The sequence below is a fragment of the Halobaculum rarum genome, assembly GCF_040025155.1.
GTDB lineage: Archaea > Halobacteriota > Halobacteria > Halobacteriales > Haloferacaceae > Halobaculum > Halobaculum rarum.
This window is the reverse complement of record NZ_CP157275.1, coordinates 1,276,788-1,294,042: the sequence shown is the minus strand read 5'-3', so window position 1 is coordinate 1,294,042 and position 17,255 is coordinate 1,276,788. Positions and strand designations below refer to the sequence as shown.

General features: G+C 70.1%; 14 protein-coding genes. 9 read left to right on the top strand and 5 right to left on the bottom strand.

Going from position 1 to position 17,255, the window contains the following annotated elements; genetic code table 11:
* Positions 1 to 103: 103 nt before the first annotated feature.
* From ABJD39_RS06845 to hemC, 4 genes are all read right to left on the bottom strand, one after another.
* Positions 104 to 1,738: an ammonium transporter gene (locus ABJD39_RS06845; RefSeq protein WP_348613722.1), complete on the bottom strand. Its 1,635-nt coding sequence runs from the start codon at positions 1,736 to 1,738 to the stop codon at positions 104 to 106.
* 414 nt (positions 1,739 to 2,152) lie between these two features.
* Positions 2,153 to 2,971, bottom strand: coding sequence for a uroporphyrinogen-III synthase (locus ABJD39_RS06840; RefSeq protein WP_348613354.1), 819 nt, complete (start codon positions 2,969 to 2,971; stop codon positions 2,153 to 2,155).
* Positions 2,968 to 3,822, bottom strand: a complete 855-nt coding sequence (gene cobA, locus ABJD39_RS06835) for a uroporphyrinogen-III C-methyltransferase (protein WP_348613352.1) — start codon at positions 3,820 to 3,822, stop codon at positions 2,968 to 2,970. Before cobA ends, ABJD39_RS06840 begins: the two co-directional genes overlap by 4 nt.
* Positions 3,823 to 5,001: a hydroxymethylbilane synthase gene (hemC, locus tag ABJD39_RS06830; RefSeq protein ID WP_348613350.1), complete on the bottom strand. Its 1,179-nt coding sequence runs from the start codon at positions 4,999 to 5,001 to the stop codon at positions 3,823 to 3,825. It abuts the gene before it with no gap.
* Positions 5,002 to 5,414: 413 nt separating this feature from the next.
* Between hemC and ABJD39_RS06825 the strand changes: the two genes are divergently transcribed.
* From ABJD39_RS06825 to argF, 9 genes are all read left to right on the top strand, one after another.
* A complete protein-coding gene (locus ABJD39_RS06825) occupies positions 5,415 to 6,677 on the top strand; it encodes an argininosuccinate synthase (RefSeq protein ID WP_348613348.1) in 1,263 nt (420 codons plus the stop codon).
* Positions 6,678 to 8,186: an argininosuccinate lyase gene (gene argH / locus ABJD39_RS06820; protein ID WP_348613346.1), complete on the top strand. Its 1,509-nt coding sequence runs from the start codon at positions 6,678 to 6,680 to the stop codon at positions 8,184 to 8,186.
* Positions 8,187 to 8,614: 428 nt separating this feature from the next.
* On the top strand, positions 8,615 to 8,785 hold the full coding sequence (gene lysW, locus ABJD39_RS06815; protein ID WP_348613344.1) for a lysine biosynthesis protein LysW: 171 nt from the start codon (positions 8,615 to 8,617) through the stop codon (positions 8,783 to 8,785).
* 1 nt (position 8,786) lies between these two features.
* On the top strand, positions 8,787 to 9,662 hold the full coding sequence (gene lysX, locus ABJD39_RS06810; protein ID WP_348613342.1) for a lysine biosynthesis protein LysX: 876 nt from the start codon (positions 8,787 to 8,789) through the stop codon (positions 9,660 to 9,662).
* Positions 9,659 to 10,702 (top strand): N-acetyl-gamma-glutamyl-phosphate reductase, encoded by a 1,044-nt coding sequence (gene argC, locus ABJD39_RS06805; RefSeq protein WP_348613340.1) that lies wholly within the window; start codon positions 9,659 to 9,661, stop codon positions 10,700 to 10,702. The genes lysX and argC overlap by 4 nt, the downstream gene beginning before the upstream one ends.
* Complete coding sequence (locus ABJD39_RS06800; RefSeq protein WP_348613338.1) at positions 10,699 to 11,619, top strand: acetylglutamate/acetylaminoadipate kinase; 921 nt, start codon at positions 10,699 to 10,701, stop codon at positions 11,617 to 11,619. Before argC ends, ABJD39_RS06800 begins: the two co-directional genes overlap by 4 nt.
* Complete coding sequence (locus ABJD39_RS06795; protein ID WP_348613336.1) at positions 11,616 to 12,779, top strand: aspartate aminotransferase family protein; 1,164 nt, start codon at positions 11,616 to 11,618, stop codon at positions 12,777 to 12,779. The genes ABJD39_RS06800 and ABJD39_RS06795 overlap by 4 nt, the downstream gene beginning before the upstream one ends.
* Before the next feature lie 40 nt (positions 12,780 to 12,819).
* Entirely contained in the window at positions 12,820 to 13,917 is a 1,098-nt protein-coding gene (locus tag ABJD39_RS06790; protein WP_348613334.1) for a [LysW]-lysine hydrolase, read from the top strand.
* Between the two features lie 108 nt (positions 13,918 to 14,025).
* Positions 14,026 to 14,961, top strand: coding sequence for an ornithine carbamoyltransferase (argF, locus tag ABJD39_RS06785; protein WP_348613332.1), 936 nt, complete (start codon positions 14,026 to 14,028; stop codon positions 14,959 to 14,961).
* Between the two features lie 33 nt (positions 14,962 to 14,994).
* On the opposite strand, the gene ABJD39_RS06780 is transcribed toward argF, so the two are convergent.
* A complete protein-coding gene (locus ABJD39_RS06780) occupies positions 14,995 to 17,190 on the bottom strand; it encodes an ATP-dependent DNA helicase (RefSeq protein ID WP_348613330.1) in 2,196 nt (731 codons plus the stop codon).
* Positions 17,191 to 17,255: the final 65 nt, after the last annotated feature.

Below are 17,255 nucleotides of genomic sequence, written 5' to 3'. Positions count from 1 at the left end.
GCGGCCGCGTCCGCGCCGCGTGCGAAGTGGGCGTCCGGTTGCAGTGGTGTGTCTGTGCGTCGATCGCTCGGAACGGCGGCCGAGCGGTGCCGCGAGGCGGCGATCAGACGGCGCTGCGTCCCACCTCTCCGGTCCGGATCTGGTAGGCGTTCTCGACGGGGAGGACGAACACCTTGCCGTCGCCCTTCTCGCCGGTCTGTGCGGCCTCGCTGATCGCCTCGGCGACGTCGCCCGCGGGGATGTCCGCGACGACGCACTCGATCTTCACCTTCTGGTGGAGATCGACCGTGTACTCCTCGCCGCGCCACTGGCCCTTCTTGGCGGGCTGGCTGCCGCGGCCGGAGACGTTGGTCACCGTCAGCGACGGCGCGCCTATCTCCGCGAGACCGGTCTTGACCGCCGAGAGCTTGTCCGGGCGGATGAAGCCGGTCACCAGCTTGATACCGCCGTCGTTCGCCTCGCCGCCGTCGGCGCGGATGATGCCGTTCTCGTCGTCGGTGCCGCCGTCAGTCACGGCCGTGTCCGGACTGCCGAACTCGGGGTAGGTGTCGACGCCGTGCTCGGAGGAGTCGAGCCCCTCGAGCTCGTGGTCGCGGTCGACGCGGATCTCGCCCAGCGCCTTGATGACGCCGAACACCACGGCGGTGGCGGCGATGGTCCAGGCGGCGATGACGACGACGCCGACGATCTGCGAGACGAGCAGCCCGACGCTGAAGCCGTTGACTGTGAAGAACGGCAACAGCAGCGCACCGAGCACCCCGGCGGAGCCGTGGACGGGGAACACCGCACAGACGTCGTCGATCTTCAGGCGTTTCTCGACGAACTCGAAGACGATCGGGAGCTGCGCACCGGCGAGGAGGCCGATGACGATAGCACCGGGCCAGACGATCAAGTCGGTGTTCGAGGTGACGCCGACGAGTCCCGCCAGGAGCCCGTTGGCGACGTACAGGGTGTCGACCTTCCCGGTCTTGAGCAGCGACAGCGCGCCCGCGCCGATGGCGCCGGCGGCCATGCCGAGCGTCGTCGTCAGCGCGACGCGGCCGACGTAGGAGAACGCCCCGAGCGTGAGTTCGCCGTTCTCGACGGCGAACACCGAGGCGGCGGTGCCGACGTTGAAGCCGTACCAGCCGAACGCGAGCACGAGCGTGCCCAGCACCGCGAACGTCAGCGAGTGGCCGGGGATGACGTTGGACGACCCGTCCTCGTTGTAGCGGCCGAGACGGGGACCGACCATGTACGCGGCCGTCAGGCCGGCGATGCCGCCCATGCCGTGGACGATCATCCCGCCCGCGAAGTCGGTGAAGCCGAAGTTGAACAGGAAGCCGCCGCCCCACGTCAGACCGGTGACGACCGGGTAGATGACCGCCGCCAGCAGGATCGTGTAGCTCACGTACGCGCGCAGCTTCATGCGTCCGGCGACGGCGCCGGAGACGATGGTCGCCGCCGTCATCGCGAAGACGGCGCCGAAGAGCCAGCCGACCCAGTCGGCGGTGTTCTCGGTCGTCAATACGCCGAACGACTCGGCGATGGAGTATCCCCCGCCGCCGGTGAGCCCACCGGCGAGCGAGGAGACGCCCGCGCCGACGAGGAAGAACGCCGTCACGCCGACGCTCCACGTCAGGAGGTTCTTCGTCAGCTGGTTGGCGACGTTCTTCGAGCGCACCTGCCCGGCCTCCAGCATCGCGAAGCCGGCGTGCATGAAGAAGATGAGGAAGGTGACCACCAGCACCCACATCATGTTTATGCCCTCCGCCAGGACCGCCGGGTCGACTTGTAAGAGCGTCACTGTTCCACCCCACTCGATCCACAACTGTTCAGCAGTGCCGTGAATTCCGTGTCGTTCTGGTACATCTCGACGCCAGACAGCCTGATCCGGACGTACATAAAGATTGGAGTTGAGATTCGAAAATTATGAAGGAGGTATTCAGTCGAGCGTCGAATATCCAAGTAAATATAGGTCATATAAGGATGTAACAGCGTCACATGTGTGGCAATTGTTGCACTCGGCGTTGACAAATATAGTATACACTTATTGATATATAAGGCAAAACGGCCGCCGATCCCGTCGGAATCGCTCGCGCGCGCTTCCCGATTCGGCGTGAAAAACGGCGATCCGTGCGCTCGATCCGGTCCGGTAGCCGCCGCGGGCCGATCAGGCGTCCAACTCGGCGACGACCGACTCCGCGAGCGCCTCGAACGTCGCCTCCGCGGGCACTACGTCGACGGCGACGCCGTGTGATTCGGCCGTCTCGCGGGTCGGGTGACCGATACAGCCGACGACGGCGTCGTCCAGCCCCGCGAGCGCCTCGTCGCGGACGCCCCGCTCGTCGGCGGCGTCGAGGAAGTGTTCGACCGTGAGCGAGGAAGTGAAGCACGCGCCCGCGAGGTCGCCTCGGGCGGCCGCCTCGGCCGAGTCGCCGCTCCCCTCCGGTCGGACGAGTTCGTACAGCACCGTCTCGTGGACGGTCGCGCCGGCGTCGCGGAGGCCGTCGAGCAGTACCTGACTCCCGTGGTCCGACCGGGCGACCTCGATACGGACGCCGTCGACGCCCAGCGCGTCGAACGCGGCGACGAGGCCCGTCGAGGAGTACTCGTTCGGGATCAGATCGACCGGCCACCCGGCCTCTCGGACGGCCTCGGCGGTCGAAGAGCCGATACACGCGATCGCGGGGCCGCCACGGTCCTCGGTGGCTGCTCCGTCTCGCCCGTCGCCGCCGGCGTCGGCGGGGGACCAGCCGGCCTCGTCCGCGAGTTCGACGCCCGTCTTCGAGGTGAACACGATCCAGTCGGCACCCTCCGGCACCGCGCCGGTCGGACGGATCTCCAGCATCGGGTCCGGGAGGGCGTCGACCCCGAGCGCGCCGAGCGTCTCGACCGCCGTCGAGAGGCGCTCGTCGTCGGGACGGAACACCGCGACGAGGGGGCGGTCGGCGCCGTCGTCGTCGCCTCCGCTGTCGCCCTCGCCGCTCATACGTCGTCACCTCCGGTGTCGGCGGGGCCAGCATCGACGTCCGCGGTCGCGGCGGCGTCGCCGCGGCCCCGGAGGAACTCGACCACTCGCTCGCGCGCGCCGGCGACCTCGCCGATCACGGTGATCGCGGGCGGTTCGATCCCCGCCTCGTCACGCACGTCGACGATGTCGGCGAGCGTGCCGGTCGCGACGCGCATGTCGGGCCAGGTGCCGCGCTCGACGAGCGCGACGGGCGTGCCGGGGGCCATCCCGGCGTCGAGCAGTTCCGCGGTGTACAGCGGCAGCTTCCCGACGCCCATCAGGACGACGATGGTGCCGCCGGTGGCCGCGAGCGCCCCCCAGTCCACGGCCGATTCGTCCTTCGTCGGATCCTCGTGACCTGTGACGAACGAGACGGAGGAGGCGTGGTCTCGGTGAGTGACCGGGATGCCCGCGACGCCCGGCGCGGCGATGGGCGAGGTGACGCCGGGAACGACCTCGAAGGGAACGCCGTTCGCGGCGAGGTGTTCGGCCTCCTCCCCGCCGCGCCCGAATACGAACGGGTCGCCGCCCTTCAGCCGGACCACGTGCTTACCGGCCTCCGCGAGTTCGACGAGCCGGTCGTTCGTGTACTCCTGGCTGGTGCGCTCGCCGCCCGCGCGCTTGCCCACGTCCTCGCGGTTGTCCTCGGGGATGGACCCGAGGATCTCGGGGCCGGGGAGTTTGTCGTGGAGGACCACGTCCGCCTCGTCGAGGAGTCTGCGCGCCTTCACGGTGAGCAGTTCGGGGTCGCCGGGACCTGAGCCGACCAGCGAGACGAACCCCTCGGCGCCGTCGGCTTCGTCCGCGTCGGCGTCTGTGTCGGCGGACATCTACTCCTCCACGGCCTCCGCGGCGTCGTCGCCGGCGGAGCCGTCGTCGTCATCGTCCTCCTCCGCGCGCTTGGCCGTCTCCGTGTCCGCGGCACGCTTCGCGGCCTCGATGAGTTCGGCGGCGCCCTGCTCGCGCAGGGACGCGGCGAACTCGGCGGCGGCCTCGCGGTAGGTGCGCAGCGGGAGGTCGCGCGTCGCCGCCACTTGGGTGTCGCCGTCGGCCGACAGCACCCGGACGCGAGCGCTGACGTGCTCGCCCTGGACGAGCGCGTTGACGCCGATCGGGGCGATACAGCCGCCGCCCAACTCGGCGAGGACCGTACGCTCGACGCTGGTGGCGACACGGGTCGGCTCGTGGTCCATCGCCGACCGGATCGTCTCGATCACGTCAGGGTCGCTGGCGGTGACGGCGACGGCGCCCTGGCCGGGCGCGGGAACGTGGTCCGCGCGGTCGAGGCGCTCGACCTCGTACTCGTCGCGGTAGAACAGGTCCGAGCGCCGGAGGCCCGCCTCCGCGAGCACGATGGCGTCGTACTCGTGGTCCAGGTCGTGTTCCATCGCCCCGCGCTGGAACTCGGTGAGGTCGTCGAACCACTCCTCGACGGTGCGCTCGTACTCGCGGTCCTCTTCGCGTGCGCCGGGGTCGCCCTTGTGGTCGGCCTCCGCCTCGACGCGGGCCTCGTGTTCGGCCTGCAGGTCGGGCGCGATCAGTTTCTGGAGCCGCGTGTCGACGTTGCCGCGAAGCGGGCGAACCTCCAGGTCGGGGCGCTCGGCGAGCACCTGCGCTTTCCGCCGCAGCGACGAGGTCCCGACGACCGAGCCGCGGGGGAGGTCGGCGAGGTCGCCGCCCTCGCGGGTGACGAGCGCGTCGCCGGCGGGGGCGCGCTCGCCGACGGCCGCGACGACGAGGCCGTCTGGCATCTCGGTGGGCATGTCCTTCAGTGAGTGGACCGCGGCGTCGACCTCGCCTGCGAGCACGTGTTCGTCGAGCGCGCGCACGAACGCGCCGGTGCGGCCGAGTTCGGTGATGAGGTCCTCGTCGAGTCGGTCGCCGCGCGTCTCGACCTCGACCAGCTCCACGTCGCGGCGGCGCGTCGAGAGTTCGTCTCGGACGCCAGCCGCCTGTCGGAGCGCGAGGTCGGAGCCGCGGGTTGCGAGCCGCAGCGTCCCAGTTGTCATGCCCGAAACTCCGGCGCCGCCGGGGAAAACGGGTTCGCTTCGCCAATACGGCGGGATACGGCACCAGTGCACAGTCACTCCGCGGCGTCGTGCCACGTCCGTCGCCAGGGTCCGTCATCGCCCCGTGTCGCAACCTTCGCCGGACCGGTACCGTTTTTACCGATCGAGGGTGTATCACCGTGTATGACAGCGGACGCCGTCGCTCACGTTCGCGCCTCATTCGAGCGACGCGTCCGCGGTGCCGCGGCCCGGAACCGAGCCTCCGCGCCGCGACGACCGGGCCGCTAGGCCCACCAACACCACTCCTCATCGACTCGATCCGCTCGCCTTCCTCCGGGTAGCGTGCAGTCCGCGATTAATTTTCAAAGTTTACAAACGCCGAATTTATGGGTGTCGACGTGCGAGCGTGAGGTATGACGAAACGCGTTGCGCTCGCATTCAGCGGTGGACTCGACACGACCGTCTGCGTCCCGCTCCTCGAGGAGGAGTACGGCTACGACGAGGTCGTCGGCGTCACCGTCGACGTGGGCCAGCCCGAGGAGGAGTTCGACGAGGCCGCGGAGACGGCCGAGGCGCTCGACTTGGAGCACTACGTCGTCGACGCGAAGACGGAGTTCGCGGAGCTGTGTTTCGACTCCGTGCGCGCGAACGCGACGTATCAGGGCTATCCGCTCGGGACGGCGCTCGCGCGTCCGGTGATCGCCGAGGCCATCCTCGACGTGGCCGAGGAGCACGACTGCGACGCCCTCGCCCACGGCTGCACGGGGAAGGGTAACGACCAACTGCGCTTCGAGACCGTCTGGCGCGCCTCCGACAAGGAGGTCATCGCGCCGGTGCGCGAACTCGGCCTCACCCGCGAGTGGGAGATCGAGTACGCCGACGAGAAGAACCTCCCCGTCGAGGGCGGCAACGAGGGCGCGTGGTCGATCGACACGAACCTCTGGTCGCGCTCGGTCGAGGGCGACGACCTCGAGGACCCGACGTACGTCCCGCCGGAGGACATCTACGACTGGACGACGACGCCCGGCGAGGTCGACGGCGAGGAGCTGGTGGAGATCGGCTTCGAGATGGGCTACCCGGTGACGCTGAACGGGGAGACGGTCGACTCGGTCTCGCTCATCGAGGAGCTGAACGAGATCGCGGGCGCCTACGGCGTCGGCCGCACGGACATGATGGAGGACCGCATGCTCGGGCTGAAGGTGCGCGAGAACTACGAGCACCCCGCGGCGACCGTCCTCCTGACGGCCCACGAGGCGCTCGAACAGCTCGTGTTCACGAAGTCCGAGCGCGACTTCAAGCAACAGATCGACGACCAGTGGGCCCAGCAGGGGTACAAGGGCCTCGTGAACTCCCCGCTCGTGAACTCCCTGGAGGGCTACCTCGACGCCGGCCAGGAGAAGGTCACCGGGACGGTCACCGTCAAACTGCAGGGCGGCCAGTGCCGCCCCGTCGCCCGCGACTCCGAGTACGGCGTCTACTCCGAGTCGGCCGCCTCGTTCAACACGGAGACGGTCGACGGCATCGAGCAGGCCGACGCGACGGGCGTCGCGAAGTACCACGGCTTCCAGGAGCGCCTCGCGAACAAGGTCCTCGAGAACGTGAAGGCCGGCGAGGGCGGGGAGACGCTGGCGGCCGATGGCAGCGGCGAGGACGAATCCGGTGAGGCCGACGAGTAGATGACTGACACCGGCGAGAGCGAGGCCGAGCCCGGCGACGCCGAGGCGGACACCGAGACGGTCGTCCGGCGCGACCGCTTCGCCGGGGGCCCGGCCCGCGGCTTCATGTCGAGCCTCGCGGCCGACGAGCGCATCTTCGCGGCCGACCTCGCCGTCGACCGCGCGCACACGGTCATGCTCGTGGAGCAAGGGATCGTCGGCGACGACGAGGCCGGCGAGATCCTCTCCGGGCTCGCCGCCGTCGAGGCGGCTGGCCACAGCGCGCTCCCCGACGGCGAGGACGTGCACGAGGCGATCGAGTCGGCGGTCGTCGCCGAGGTCGGCGCCGTCGGTGGAAAGATGCACACCGCGCGCTCGCGCAACGACGAGGTCGCCGCCTGCATCCGCTACCGCTACCGCGCGGACCTGCTGGCGGCCGCCGAGGCGACGCTGGCGCTGCGTGAGGCGCTGCTGGACGCGGCCGCCGAACACGCCGACACGGTCATGCCGGGGTTCACCCACCGGCAGTACGCCCAGCCCGTCACCGTCGGGCACTTCCTGTCGTCGTACGCGGGTGCGGTCGAGCGCGACACCGCTCGGCTGCTCGCGGCGTTCGACCGGACGAACGAGTCGCCGCTGGGCGGCGCGGCGTTCGGCGGCACCACCTTCGACATCGACCGCGAGCGCACCGCCGACCTGCTCGGGTTCGACGGCATCGTCGAGAACTCGACGGACGCAGCCTCCGCGCGTGACTTCCTCGTTGAGGGGACCGCCGCGCTGGCGAACCTGACGGCGACGCTGTCGGGGCTCGCCGCGGACCTGATCGAGCACGCCAAGGACGGCTACTTCCTCCCCTCGGACGACTACGCGTCAACGTCGTCGATCATGCCCCAGAAGGTGAACCCGGACACGCTGGAGTTGGCCCGCGCGGTCACGGGCGACGTGTCGGGCGACCTGACCGGACTGCTCACGACGCTGAAGGGGTTGCCGCGGGCGTACAACCGCGACCTCCAGCGCGCGACGCCGCACGCGTGGGACGCCGTCGACGACGCGACCGAGGCGACCGAGGTCGTCGCCGGCGCGGTCGCGACCGGCGACTGGGACGCGGAGTCGTGCGCGGCCGACGCGGGCGCGGGCTTCTCGACGGCCACGGGCGTCGCCGACGCGCTGGCGGCGGCGGGGATCCCGTTCCGGACGGCTCACGAGGTCGTCGCGGCCGCCGCCGCGACCTCGCCCGCCGACGCCGACCCGGAGACGCTCGCTGCAAATCTTGACGCGGCCGCACAGGAGGTACTTGGGGAGTCCCTATACGAACACGTGAGCCGCGAGGACCTCGACGCCACGCTCGACCCCGTCGGGAGCGTCGGCTCCCGAGCGTCGCGCGGCGGCCCGGCACCCGACGCCGTGGCCGACTCCCTCGCGCGCATGACCGAGACCTACGACGACCACGAGGCCGCCGTCGACGCCCGCCGCGACGCGCTGGCGGCCGCCGAAACGGACTTGGCCGATGCGGTCGAACCGTACGTCTGACCGACGACCGACCACGACCCCACTCATGACCGGACGCCCGACGACCCGACGAATGCGAGGCGCGAAGCGCCTCGGACAGTCGAGCGGCGAAGCCGCGAGACGACCGCTCGCCCGACTGCGAGCGGCCGCTCCGGCGGTCGGCCGGCTTCCGCGACTCCCACGACTTCCACGACCGCCGCGACGACCGCGGGGCGGCCGACCGCGACCGGGGGCCCGACCCCGACCGGTCCCGGCCGTCGCCCCGCGACCGCCGGCGGCGGTGGCCCCGCCGGCCCCCCTCGGGGCCTACACTACTCAGATTTCGAACATCGGATTCGAGATCCGCGCCGACTCGTCCGCTCCCGCTCGATAGCGACGACTCCGACAATAATTTTCGCTGACAGAATCGACGGATTAAAGGTGCCTTCCCCGATAGAGAGGAGTACACCATGACCGAATCCGAATGCGTCGAGTGCGGGGGAACGGTGACCCTGCACGACGACCTGGAGGTCGGAGAGATCGTCGACTGTGAAACGTGCGGAGCGGAGTTGGAGGTCGTCGACGTCTCCCCGCCGGTCCTCGATCGAGCCCCGGAGCTCGAAGAGGACTGGGGGGAGTGAGATGAAGCTCGGCCTGCTCTACTCCCGGATCCGCAAGGACGAGAAGCTCCTCCTGTCGGAGCTTCGCGACCGCGGCCACGAGGTCGCCAAGATCGACGTGCGCAAGCAGCGGTTCGGCCTGAACGAGACGACCGCCGAGATCGCCGACTGCGATCTGGTGATCGACCGCTGTCTCGCGACCTCTCGGTCGCTGTACGCCACGCGGTTCCTCTCGGCGTACGGCGTCCCGGTGATCAACAGTCCCGAGACCGCGGCGGTCTGTGCGGACAAGGTGAAGAACAGCCTCGCGCTGGAGTCCGCGGGCGTCCCGACGCCGGCGACGGAGGTGACGTTCACGAAGGAGGCGGCCATGCAGTCCATCAAGGAGTTCGGCTACCCCTGCGTGATCAAGCCGGTCGTCGGCTCGTGGGGCAGGCTGATGGCCAAGCTCGACACCGAGAACGCCGCCGAGGCCGTTCTCGAACACAAGGCGACGCTCGGGCACTATGAGCACAAGGTGTTCTACGTGCAGGAGTACGTCGACAAGCCCGGCCGCGACATCCGCGTGCTGGCGTGCGACGGCGAGCCGGTCGCCGCGATGACGCGCTCCTCCGAACACTGGCTCACCAACGCCGCGAAGGGCGGCGAGACGGCCACGTTCGAGCTGGACGACGAGGCGAAAGAGCTGGTGAGGAAGGCGAGCGACGCCGTCGGCGGCGGTCTCTTGGGTGTCGACCTGATGGAGACGAAGGACGGCGAGTACACCGTCCACGAGGTGAACCACACCGTCGAGTTCAAGGCGCTGAACGAGGCGAGCGACGTCGACGTGCCGGCGGCGGTCGTCGACTGGCTCGAACTGAAGGCTGAGACGGCGAACGAAGCCGTGATGACGGCGTGAGCGAGAAACTCACCGCCTCCGTCGTCGGCGCCTCCGGCTTCGCGGGCGGCGAACTGTGCCGCCTGCTGACCGGCCACCCCGATTTCGAACTCGTGCAGGCGACCAGCCGCGAATACGAGAACAAGACGCTCGGCTACGTCCACCCGAACCTCCGCGGCGTCGACGTGCGCTTCTCCTCGCCGGAGGAGTTGGACTCGGTTGACGTGCTGTTCGCGTCGACCCCCCACGGCGTCTCGATGGAGCACATCGACGCCTTCCGCGACGCCGCGGGCACGGTGGTCGACCTCTCGGCGGACTTCCGCCTCAGCGAGGAGGCCGACTACGACGAGTGGTACGACGGCCACGTCGCGCCCGAGCACCTCGCGGACGCGGCGTATGCGCTCCCCGAGTTGGGACGCGAGAAACTGGAGGGCGCGGACCTCATCGCCTCCGGCGGCTGCAACGCGACGGCGACGATGCTGGCGCTGAAGCCGCTGGTCGACGCCGGGATCGTCACGCCCGACGATCAGGTGGTCGCGGACCTGAAGGTCGGCTCCTCGGAGGGCGGCGCCGGCGGCGGCGCCGCCTCCAGCCACCCGGAGCGCTCGGGCGTCGTGCGCCCGTACGCGCCGACCGGGCACCGCCACGAGGCGGAGATCCAGCAGGAGCTGGGTCTCTCCCTCTCATTCACCGTCCACGCGGTCGACATGACCCGCGGGGCGGCGGCGACGTGTCACGCCTTCCCGAGCGAGCGCGTCACCACGGGCGACCTGTGGGGCGCCTACCGCGAGGCGTACGACGACGAGCCGTTCGTCCGCCTCGTCGCGGGCGGCGGCGGCGTGTACCGCTACCCCGAGCCGAAGGCCGTGGCCGGGACGAACCACGCCGAGGTTGGCTTCGAGCTCGACCCCGAAAACGGTCGCGTGGTCGCGTTCTCGGCCATCGACAACGTGATGAAGGGCGCGGCGGGGCAGGCGGTCCACGCCGCCAACGTCGCGCTCGGGCTCGAGGAGACCGCCGGTCTGGAGTTCCAGGGGCTCCACCCCGTGGGCGCACCGTGACCGGCTTCGGATCGACGCCGCTGACCGACGGCTCGGGCGACGTTCCTCCGGTCGTCGTGAAGCTCGGCGGCGCGCGCGCGGTCGACCCCGCGGGCGCCGTCGGCGACGTGGCACATCTCGTCGCCAACGGGCGCAGCGTGGTCGTCGTCCACGGCGGCTCGACCGCCGTCGACGACCTGCTCGACCGGCTCGGGATCGAGTCGGAGTACGTCGAGACGCCCTCGGGGGTCACCGGCCGCTTCACCGACGCGGAGACGATGGAGGCGTTCACGATGGCGATGGCCGGGGGGGTGAACACGGACCTCGTCGCCGCGATGAAGAACGCCGGCGTCGACGCGGTCGGCCTCTCGGGCGTCGACGGCGGACTGCTGACCGGCCCGCGCAAGTCCGCCGTTCGCGTCGTCGAAGACGGCAAGAGGAAGATCAAACGCGGCGACCACTCGGGCACGCCGAAGCAGGTGAATGCCGACCTGCTCGACACCCTGCTCGCGGACGGGTACACGCCGGTCGTGTCCCCGCCGATGTTCGGTATGGAGTCCGAGAGCGAGGGAACTCCGGTGAACACCGACGCCGACCGCGCGGCCGCGGCGGTCGCGGGCGTGCTCGGCGCCGAATTGGTCGTCCTCACGGACGTGTCGGGTGTGTACGCGGACCCGGACGACCCCGACACCCTCATCGAGTCGGTCGCGACGAGCGAGGAGTACGACGCGCTGGCCGCCGCCGCCGAGGGGTTCATGACCCGGAAGGTGATGGCGGCGACCGAGGCGCTCGAATCCGGCGCCAGCGCGGTGACCGTCGCCGACGCGAACGTCCGCGATCCCATCGTCGCCGCTCTCGACGGGGCGGGGACGCGCATCGAGCGGTCGGCGATCGCTGAGCAGGGGGACGCCGTCGCCGACACGGAGGTGGACGGATGACCGCCTTCGAGGACCTGAACGGCGCGGGCGAGGGGTTCGTCTTCTCCGAGAAACCCATCCAGATCGAGTCCGGCGAGGGCGTCCATCTCACCGCCGACGACGGCACCGAGTACCTCGACTTCGGCGCCAGCTACGCGTGCACGCCGCTGGGTCACTGCCCGCCCGCCGTGGTCGACGCGGTGCAAGAGCAGGCGGCCGAACTGCTGTACGTGCAGGCGTCGTACCCGAACGGCGCCCGCACGGAGCTGTACGAGCGCCTCGGCGCGGTCGCCCCCGGCGACATCTCGAAGGTGTGGCCCTGTAACTCCGGCACGGAGGCGAACGAGGCGGCGATGAAGTTCGCGCGCTCGGCCACCGGCCGCGAGAAGATCGTCGCCACGAAGCGCGGCTTCCACGGCCGGACGCTGGGCGCGCTGGCGATGACGTGGAAGAAGAAGTACCGCGCCCCCTTCGAGCCCGTCGCCGGCGGCGTCGAGTTCGTCGACTACGGCGACAGCGAGGCGCTCGCCGAGGCCGTCGACGACGAGACGGCCGCGGTGTTCCTCGAACCCGTGCAGGGGGAGGGCGGGATCAATCCCGCGGACTCCGAGTACCTGCAATCCGCGCGCGACCTGACCGAGGACGCCGGCGCGGCGCTGGTGTTCGACGAGATCCAGACGGGGATGGGCCGCACGGGCGACCTGTGGGCCTGCGAGGGCGCGGGCGTCCACCCCGATATCCTCACGACGGCGAAGGGCGTCGCCTCCGGCCTCCCGCTGGGGGCGACGCTGTGTGCCGACTGGATCGCCGACGGCGCCGCCAGCCACGGCTCGACGTTCTCGGGCAACCCGGTCGTCGCCGCCGCGGCCAACGCGACCCTCGAGGAACTGGTCGCCAACGACGTGCCCGGCCACGCGGCGATGGTCGGCGACTACCTTACCACCCAACTAGAAGAGGCGGTCGCGGAGCACGACCTCCCCGTGCGCGAGGTGCGCGGCGAGGGCCTGATGATCGGCATCGAGGTGAAGCGCGGGGCGAACCGCTACCTGCGCGAGTTGGCGCTGGAGCATCAGATCCTCGCGCTGCCGGCGGGGCGTTCGGTGCTCCGGCTGCTCCCGCCGCTGGTGATCAACGAGGGCCACGCTCGCGAGGTCGTCGACGCCCTGACGGAGGTGCTGTGATGGCAGTACCGACCCTCGTGACCGCGTCCGAGGTGTCCGGATGATGGCGGTGTCGAACCCGCTGGACCCGACGGAGGCGCTCGACACCGAGGGACGCCGACTGCTGTACGACCTGGTGTCGACCCCGTCGGTCTCGGGCGAGGAGGCCGACGCCGCGGCGGTTCTCGTGGAGTTCTTCGAGGACCACGGCCGCGAAGCGTACACGGACGAGGTGGGGAACGTCCGCGCGCCCGGCGACGACTCGCTGCTGCTCACCTCCCACGTCGACACCGTCCCGGGCGATATCCCGGTCGAGATCGCCGACGGCGACGAGGAGTTGGGCGCCGACGGCCTCGTGCTGTGGGGTCGCGGCAGCGTCGACGCGACCGGTTCGCTGGCGGCGATGGCCGTCGCGGCCGTCGAGACGGGCGTCTCCTTCGTCGGCGTGACCGGCGAGGAGACGGATTCGCGCGGCGCGCGCCACCTCGTCGAGACCCGCGGCGCGCCCGAGGCGGTGATCAACGGCGAGCCGTCCGGCTGGGACGCCGTGACGCTCGGCTACCGCGGCCTCATCTCGGGCACCTACGTCGCGACCAGCGAGTCGGGACACACCTCCCGGCCGGACCCCAACGCGGTCGAACACGCGATGCACTGGTGGCGGCGCGTCGAGGACGCGTTCGACTACTACGACTACGGGGCCGTCTTCGAGCAGGTGACGACCAAGCCCGTCGATATCGAGGGCGGGCTCTCCGACGACGGGCTCTCGATGGAGGCGACGATGGACGTGCAGTTCCGCGTCCCCCCGTCGCTCGACCCCGAGGACGTCCGCGAGCGCGCCGACGCCGAGTTGGAGGCCGGGACGGTCCACTGGAACGAGCCGATCCCGCCCGTGATGGGAAACCCCCGAGATCCCGTTGCGACGGCCATCCGCGGGGGGATCCGCCGTGCGGGCGGCGACCCTCGCCTGCTCCGCAAGACCGGAACCGCCGACGTGAACATCTTCGCCGGCGCGTGGGACGTGCCGATGGCGACGTACGGCCCCGGCGACTCCTCGCTGGATCACGCGCCCGACGAACGGCTTCCCCTCGCGGAGTTCGACTGCGCCGTCGAGGTGTTGGTCGACGCAGGCCGACGATTGCGAGGCCGAACGGACGACTGACTCACGGCGGACCCGGCGGCCCCGACCGTCGCCCGCTCCCGTTCTCACGCACCGTCACACGACACCGACTCACCACACCCGACACCCACCCCACGACCAACGATCACGATGAGCACTCACACGACATCGACAGCAACCGACGAACCCGAGGAGTTCCCGAGCGACTTCCTCGACATCGACGACCTGACGACCGACCAACTCGCGGGCGTCCTCGCGCGCGCCTCCGATCTGAAGGCGGGCAAGGACCTCACGCAGCTCCCGCGGACGACGCTGGCGATGCTGTTCGAGAAGCCCTCGACTCGGACGCGCGCGAGCTTCGAGACGGGGATGACCCAACTCGGCGGCCACGCGATGTTCCTCGGTCCCGAGGCGATCCAGCTCGGCCACGGCGAGCCGCTGAAGGACACCGCCCGCGCGCTCGGCGGCTACGCCGACGCTATCATGGTGCGGACGTTCGCCCACGAGAACGCCGAGATACTCGCGGAGTACGCGGACGTGCCGGTGATCAACGGGCTCACCGACGACGCCCACCCCTGCCAGACGCTGGCGGACCTGCTCACGATCCGCGAGTCGGTCGGCGACCTCTCGGAGGTGCAGGCGGCGTGGGTCGGCGACGGCAACAACGTCGGGCGCTCGTTCGCCGTCGGGGCAGCGCTCGCCGGCCTCGATCTCACGGTCGCCACGCCCGACGGCTACGGCCTCGGCGACGACGTGTACGAGCGCTGTGCCGAGCTGGGTACCGAACCCGTGGCCGTCGACACCCCCGAGGAGGCCGTCGCCGACGCGGACGTGGTCTACACCGACGTGTGGGTGAGCATGGGGGAGGAGGACCTCCGCGAGGTGAAGCTCCCCGACTTCGAGGGGTACCAAGTGAACGAGGAACTCCTCGACGGCACCGACGCGGCGTTCATGCACTGCCTGCCCGCCCACCGCGGGGAGGAGGTGACCGAGGCGGTGCTGGAGTCGGAGCGCTCGCTCGTGTGGGAACAGGCGGAAAACCGGATGCACGCGCAGAAGGGGCTGCTGGTGGAGCTGTTGGAGTAGTCGTCCACGCGTCGTTCTCGTTCTCGCGACCCGCTACGGCTCCGGCGGCTCCCCGTCGTAGGCCGCGTGGTCGGTGAAGAAGTTCAGCATCGCGAACTTCAGCTTCTCCGGGCCGATGTCGATCAGCTCCTCGCGCTCCTCCGGCGGGAACGTGTCGCGCACGGAGTACTTCCCCATGTCGGCGGACGTGTAGCGCTTGTCCAGCAGCGCGCGCACGCCGAAGTCGTCGGGCGAGCGTATCACCCGCCCGAGCGCCTGCCGCGTCTTCCGGACCGTCGGGATCTCGACGGCGTACTCCCAGCCGGCGTCCCGAGAGCGCTCGGCGAACGCGCGGTCGTACGCGTCCTGCACCGCCTCCATCCGCTCGGAGAGATGCGGGTACGGCACGCCGACGACCGCGACCGTCCGGGCGTCGTCGCCGTCGAAGCTCACGCCCTCCGCGAGGGTGCCCCACAGCGAGGTGAACAGGGTCGAGCTATCGCCCTCGACGAGCCGGCGGCGCAGTTGCTCGGTGTCGGGCTCGGAGCCGTCGAGCAGGAGCGTGCCGAGGTTCGGGTCACCCGAGAGCAACTCGTGGTAGCGTTCGGCCTCGGCGTACGACGGGAAAAACAGGAGGCTGTTGCCGGGCGTGAACCGCACGACGTCCGAGAGAGTCGCCGCGATCGTCTCCTGCGTGGCGGGATCGTCGCGCTCGGAGGCGAACAGCGCGGGCGTCGCCACCGAGAACGTCCGGCGGTTCGCCTCGGGGTACGCCATGCCGTACGCGAGCGTCGCCGGGTCCGATAGCCCGAGCACGTCCACGGTCACGTCGAAGGGTCGAAGCGTCGCGGACATGAGGACGCTCGCGTACACCTCGTCGAACAGGTCCGCGGTCACCTCCCGAGGGATGCAGGTGTACAGCTCCGCGCGGCCGTACACCTCGTCGGTGCCGGCGTCCCGTCGGACGGAAACGACCGGATGCTGGCCCAACTCGCCGCCGCCGTCCATCCACGCCGAGACGAACGCGGCGGCCTGAAGGGTCTGACACTCGCGTCTCGTGGTGGTCTCGCCCTCGCGGTACGCCTCCTCGTACTCCTCGTCCAGTCGCTTGCCGAGTTGGAGCGCGAGGTCGCACTCCGCGCGGATCCCGCTCCCCTCGTAGCGCTCGAGGAACGCGAGCGTCAGGTCGTCGCGGCGGTCATCGTTCGCGATGCTCACGTCCTCCCAGTTCTCGCCGATCCCCTCGCGCGCGCCGAAGCCGAGGGTGTCCTCGTAGGTGTCCCGCAGCGCCTCGGTGAACGCCCGGAGGACGTTCTCGGCGGGTTCCGCGCGGGAGTCGTCGCTCTCTTCCAACTCGTTGAGCGCCGACTCCAGGGTGTTCTCGGTGAGCGTCTTCGAGGCGTGGTCGCGGGCGGCGTCCTCGACGTTGTGCGCCTCGTCGAAGACGGTGATCACGTCCTTCGGGTCGCGGTCGAGCCACCGGAAGAACTGCTCTCTGATCTGCGGGTCGAGCAGGTGATGGTAGTTACAGACGACGAGCTCGACCTCCTCCATCCCCTCCTTCAACAGTTCGTAGCCACAGAAGCCGCGGTTGCCGGCGTATTCGTACACCTCGTCGGGCGTACGCACGTCGTCGAACAGCCACGAGAAGAACTCGCCCGTGTCGCCGGTGAGGTTCTGGAGGTAGTAGTCGCAGGTGTTCGCGGCCTCGTCGTCGATCTCCTCGTCGAGGCGCTCCACCTCCTCTTGCACGGCCTGTCTGGCCTCGGCCGCGTTTCCGGCACCGCCGCTCTCGCCGGCGCCCTCTGTCCCCTCGCGCATCTCGTCGGTGAGGTCGTCCAGCCGTTGCTCCAACTGCTCCTTGTCGGACTGGTCCTCGACGAGCGAGCGCGTGGTGTCCCGGAGCGTCTGGCACTCCTGATAGTCCACGTCGATGTGACACATCGACGACTTCCCCTTGAACACCGTCGCGCGGATGGGCTCGGTCTCGTGGATGGCGCGGGCGTCCTCGACGAACTGCCGCATCTGCTGGTGAACGTTCGTCGTGATGACGACGGTGCGGTCGTGATCGCGGGCGTGCTGCAGCGCGGGCACGAGCGCCGAGAGGGTCTTTCCGGTCCCCGGCGCCCCCTCGAACAGCACGTCCTGCCCGCGCTCCAGCGAGTTGGAGATTCGGTCCATCGCCTCCTCCTGGTTCGGATACGGCTCGTCGTACGGGAAGAAGCGCAGGTGGCCGTCCGTCGTCGACACATACGGTCTTTCGCCTCATCGGCTTTGAACCTACGGGTGCCGCGGTGCGGACGAACCGACGCCCG

Excerpts from the sequence above, each read along its gene's own strand:
- cobA (WP_348613352.1), bottom strand. The coding sequence starts at position 3,822 with ATGTCCGCCGACACAGACGCCGACGCGGACGAAGCCGACGGCGCCGAG.
- ABJD39_RS06825 (WP_348613348.1), top strand. The coding sequence starts at position 5,415 with ATGACGAAACGCGTTGCGCTCGCATTCAGCGGTGGACTCGACACGACC.
- ABJD39_RS06790 (WP_348613334.1), top strand. The coding sequence starts at position 12,820 with ATGATGGCGGTGTCGAACCCGCTGGACCCGACGGAGGCGCTCGACACC.
- argH (WP_348613346.1), top strand. The coding sequence starts at position 6,678 with ATGACTGACACCGGCGAGAGCGAGGCCGAGCCCGGCGACGCCGAGGCG.
- ABJD39_RS06795 (WP_348613336.1), top strand. The coding sequence starts at position 11,616 with ATGACCGCCTTCGAGGACCTGAACGGCGCGGGCGAGGGGTTCGTCTTC.
- lysW (WP_348613344.1), top strand. The coding sequence starts at position 8,615 with ATGACCGAATCCGAATGCGTCGAGTGCGGGGGAACGGTGACCCTGCAC.
- ABJD39_RS06840 (WP_348613354.1), bottom strand. The coding sequence starts at position 2,971 with ATGAGCGGCGAGGGCGACAGCGGAGGCGACGACGACGGCGCCGACCGC.
- hemC (WP_348613350.1), bottom strand. The coding sequence starts at position 5,001 with ATGACAACTGGGACGCTGCGGCTCGCAACCCGCGGCTCCGACCTCGCG.
- lysX (WP_348613342.1), top strand. The coding sequence starts at position 8,787 with ATGAAGCTCGGCCTGCTCTACTCCCGGATCCGCAAGGACGAGAAGCTC.
- argF (WP_348613332.1), top strand. The coding sequence starts at position 14,026 with ATGAGCACTCACACGACATCGACAGCAACCGACGAACCCGAGGAGTTC.
- ABJD39_RS06845 (WP_348613722.1), bottom strand. The coding sequence starts at position 1,738 with ATGATGTGGGTGCTGGTGGTCACCTTCCTCATCTTCTTCATGCACGCC.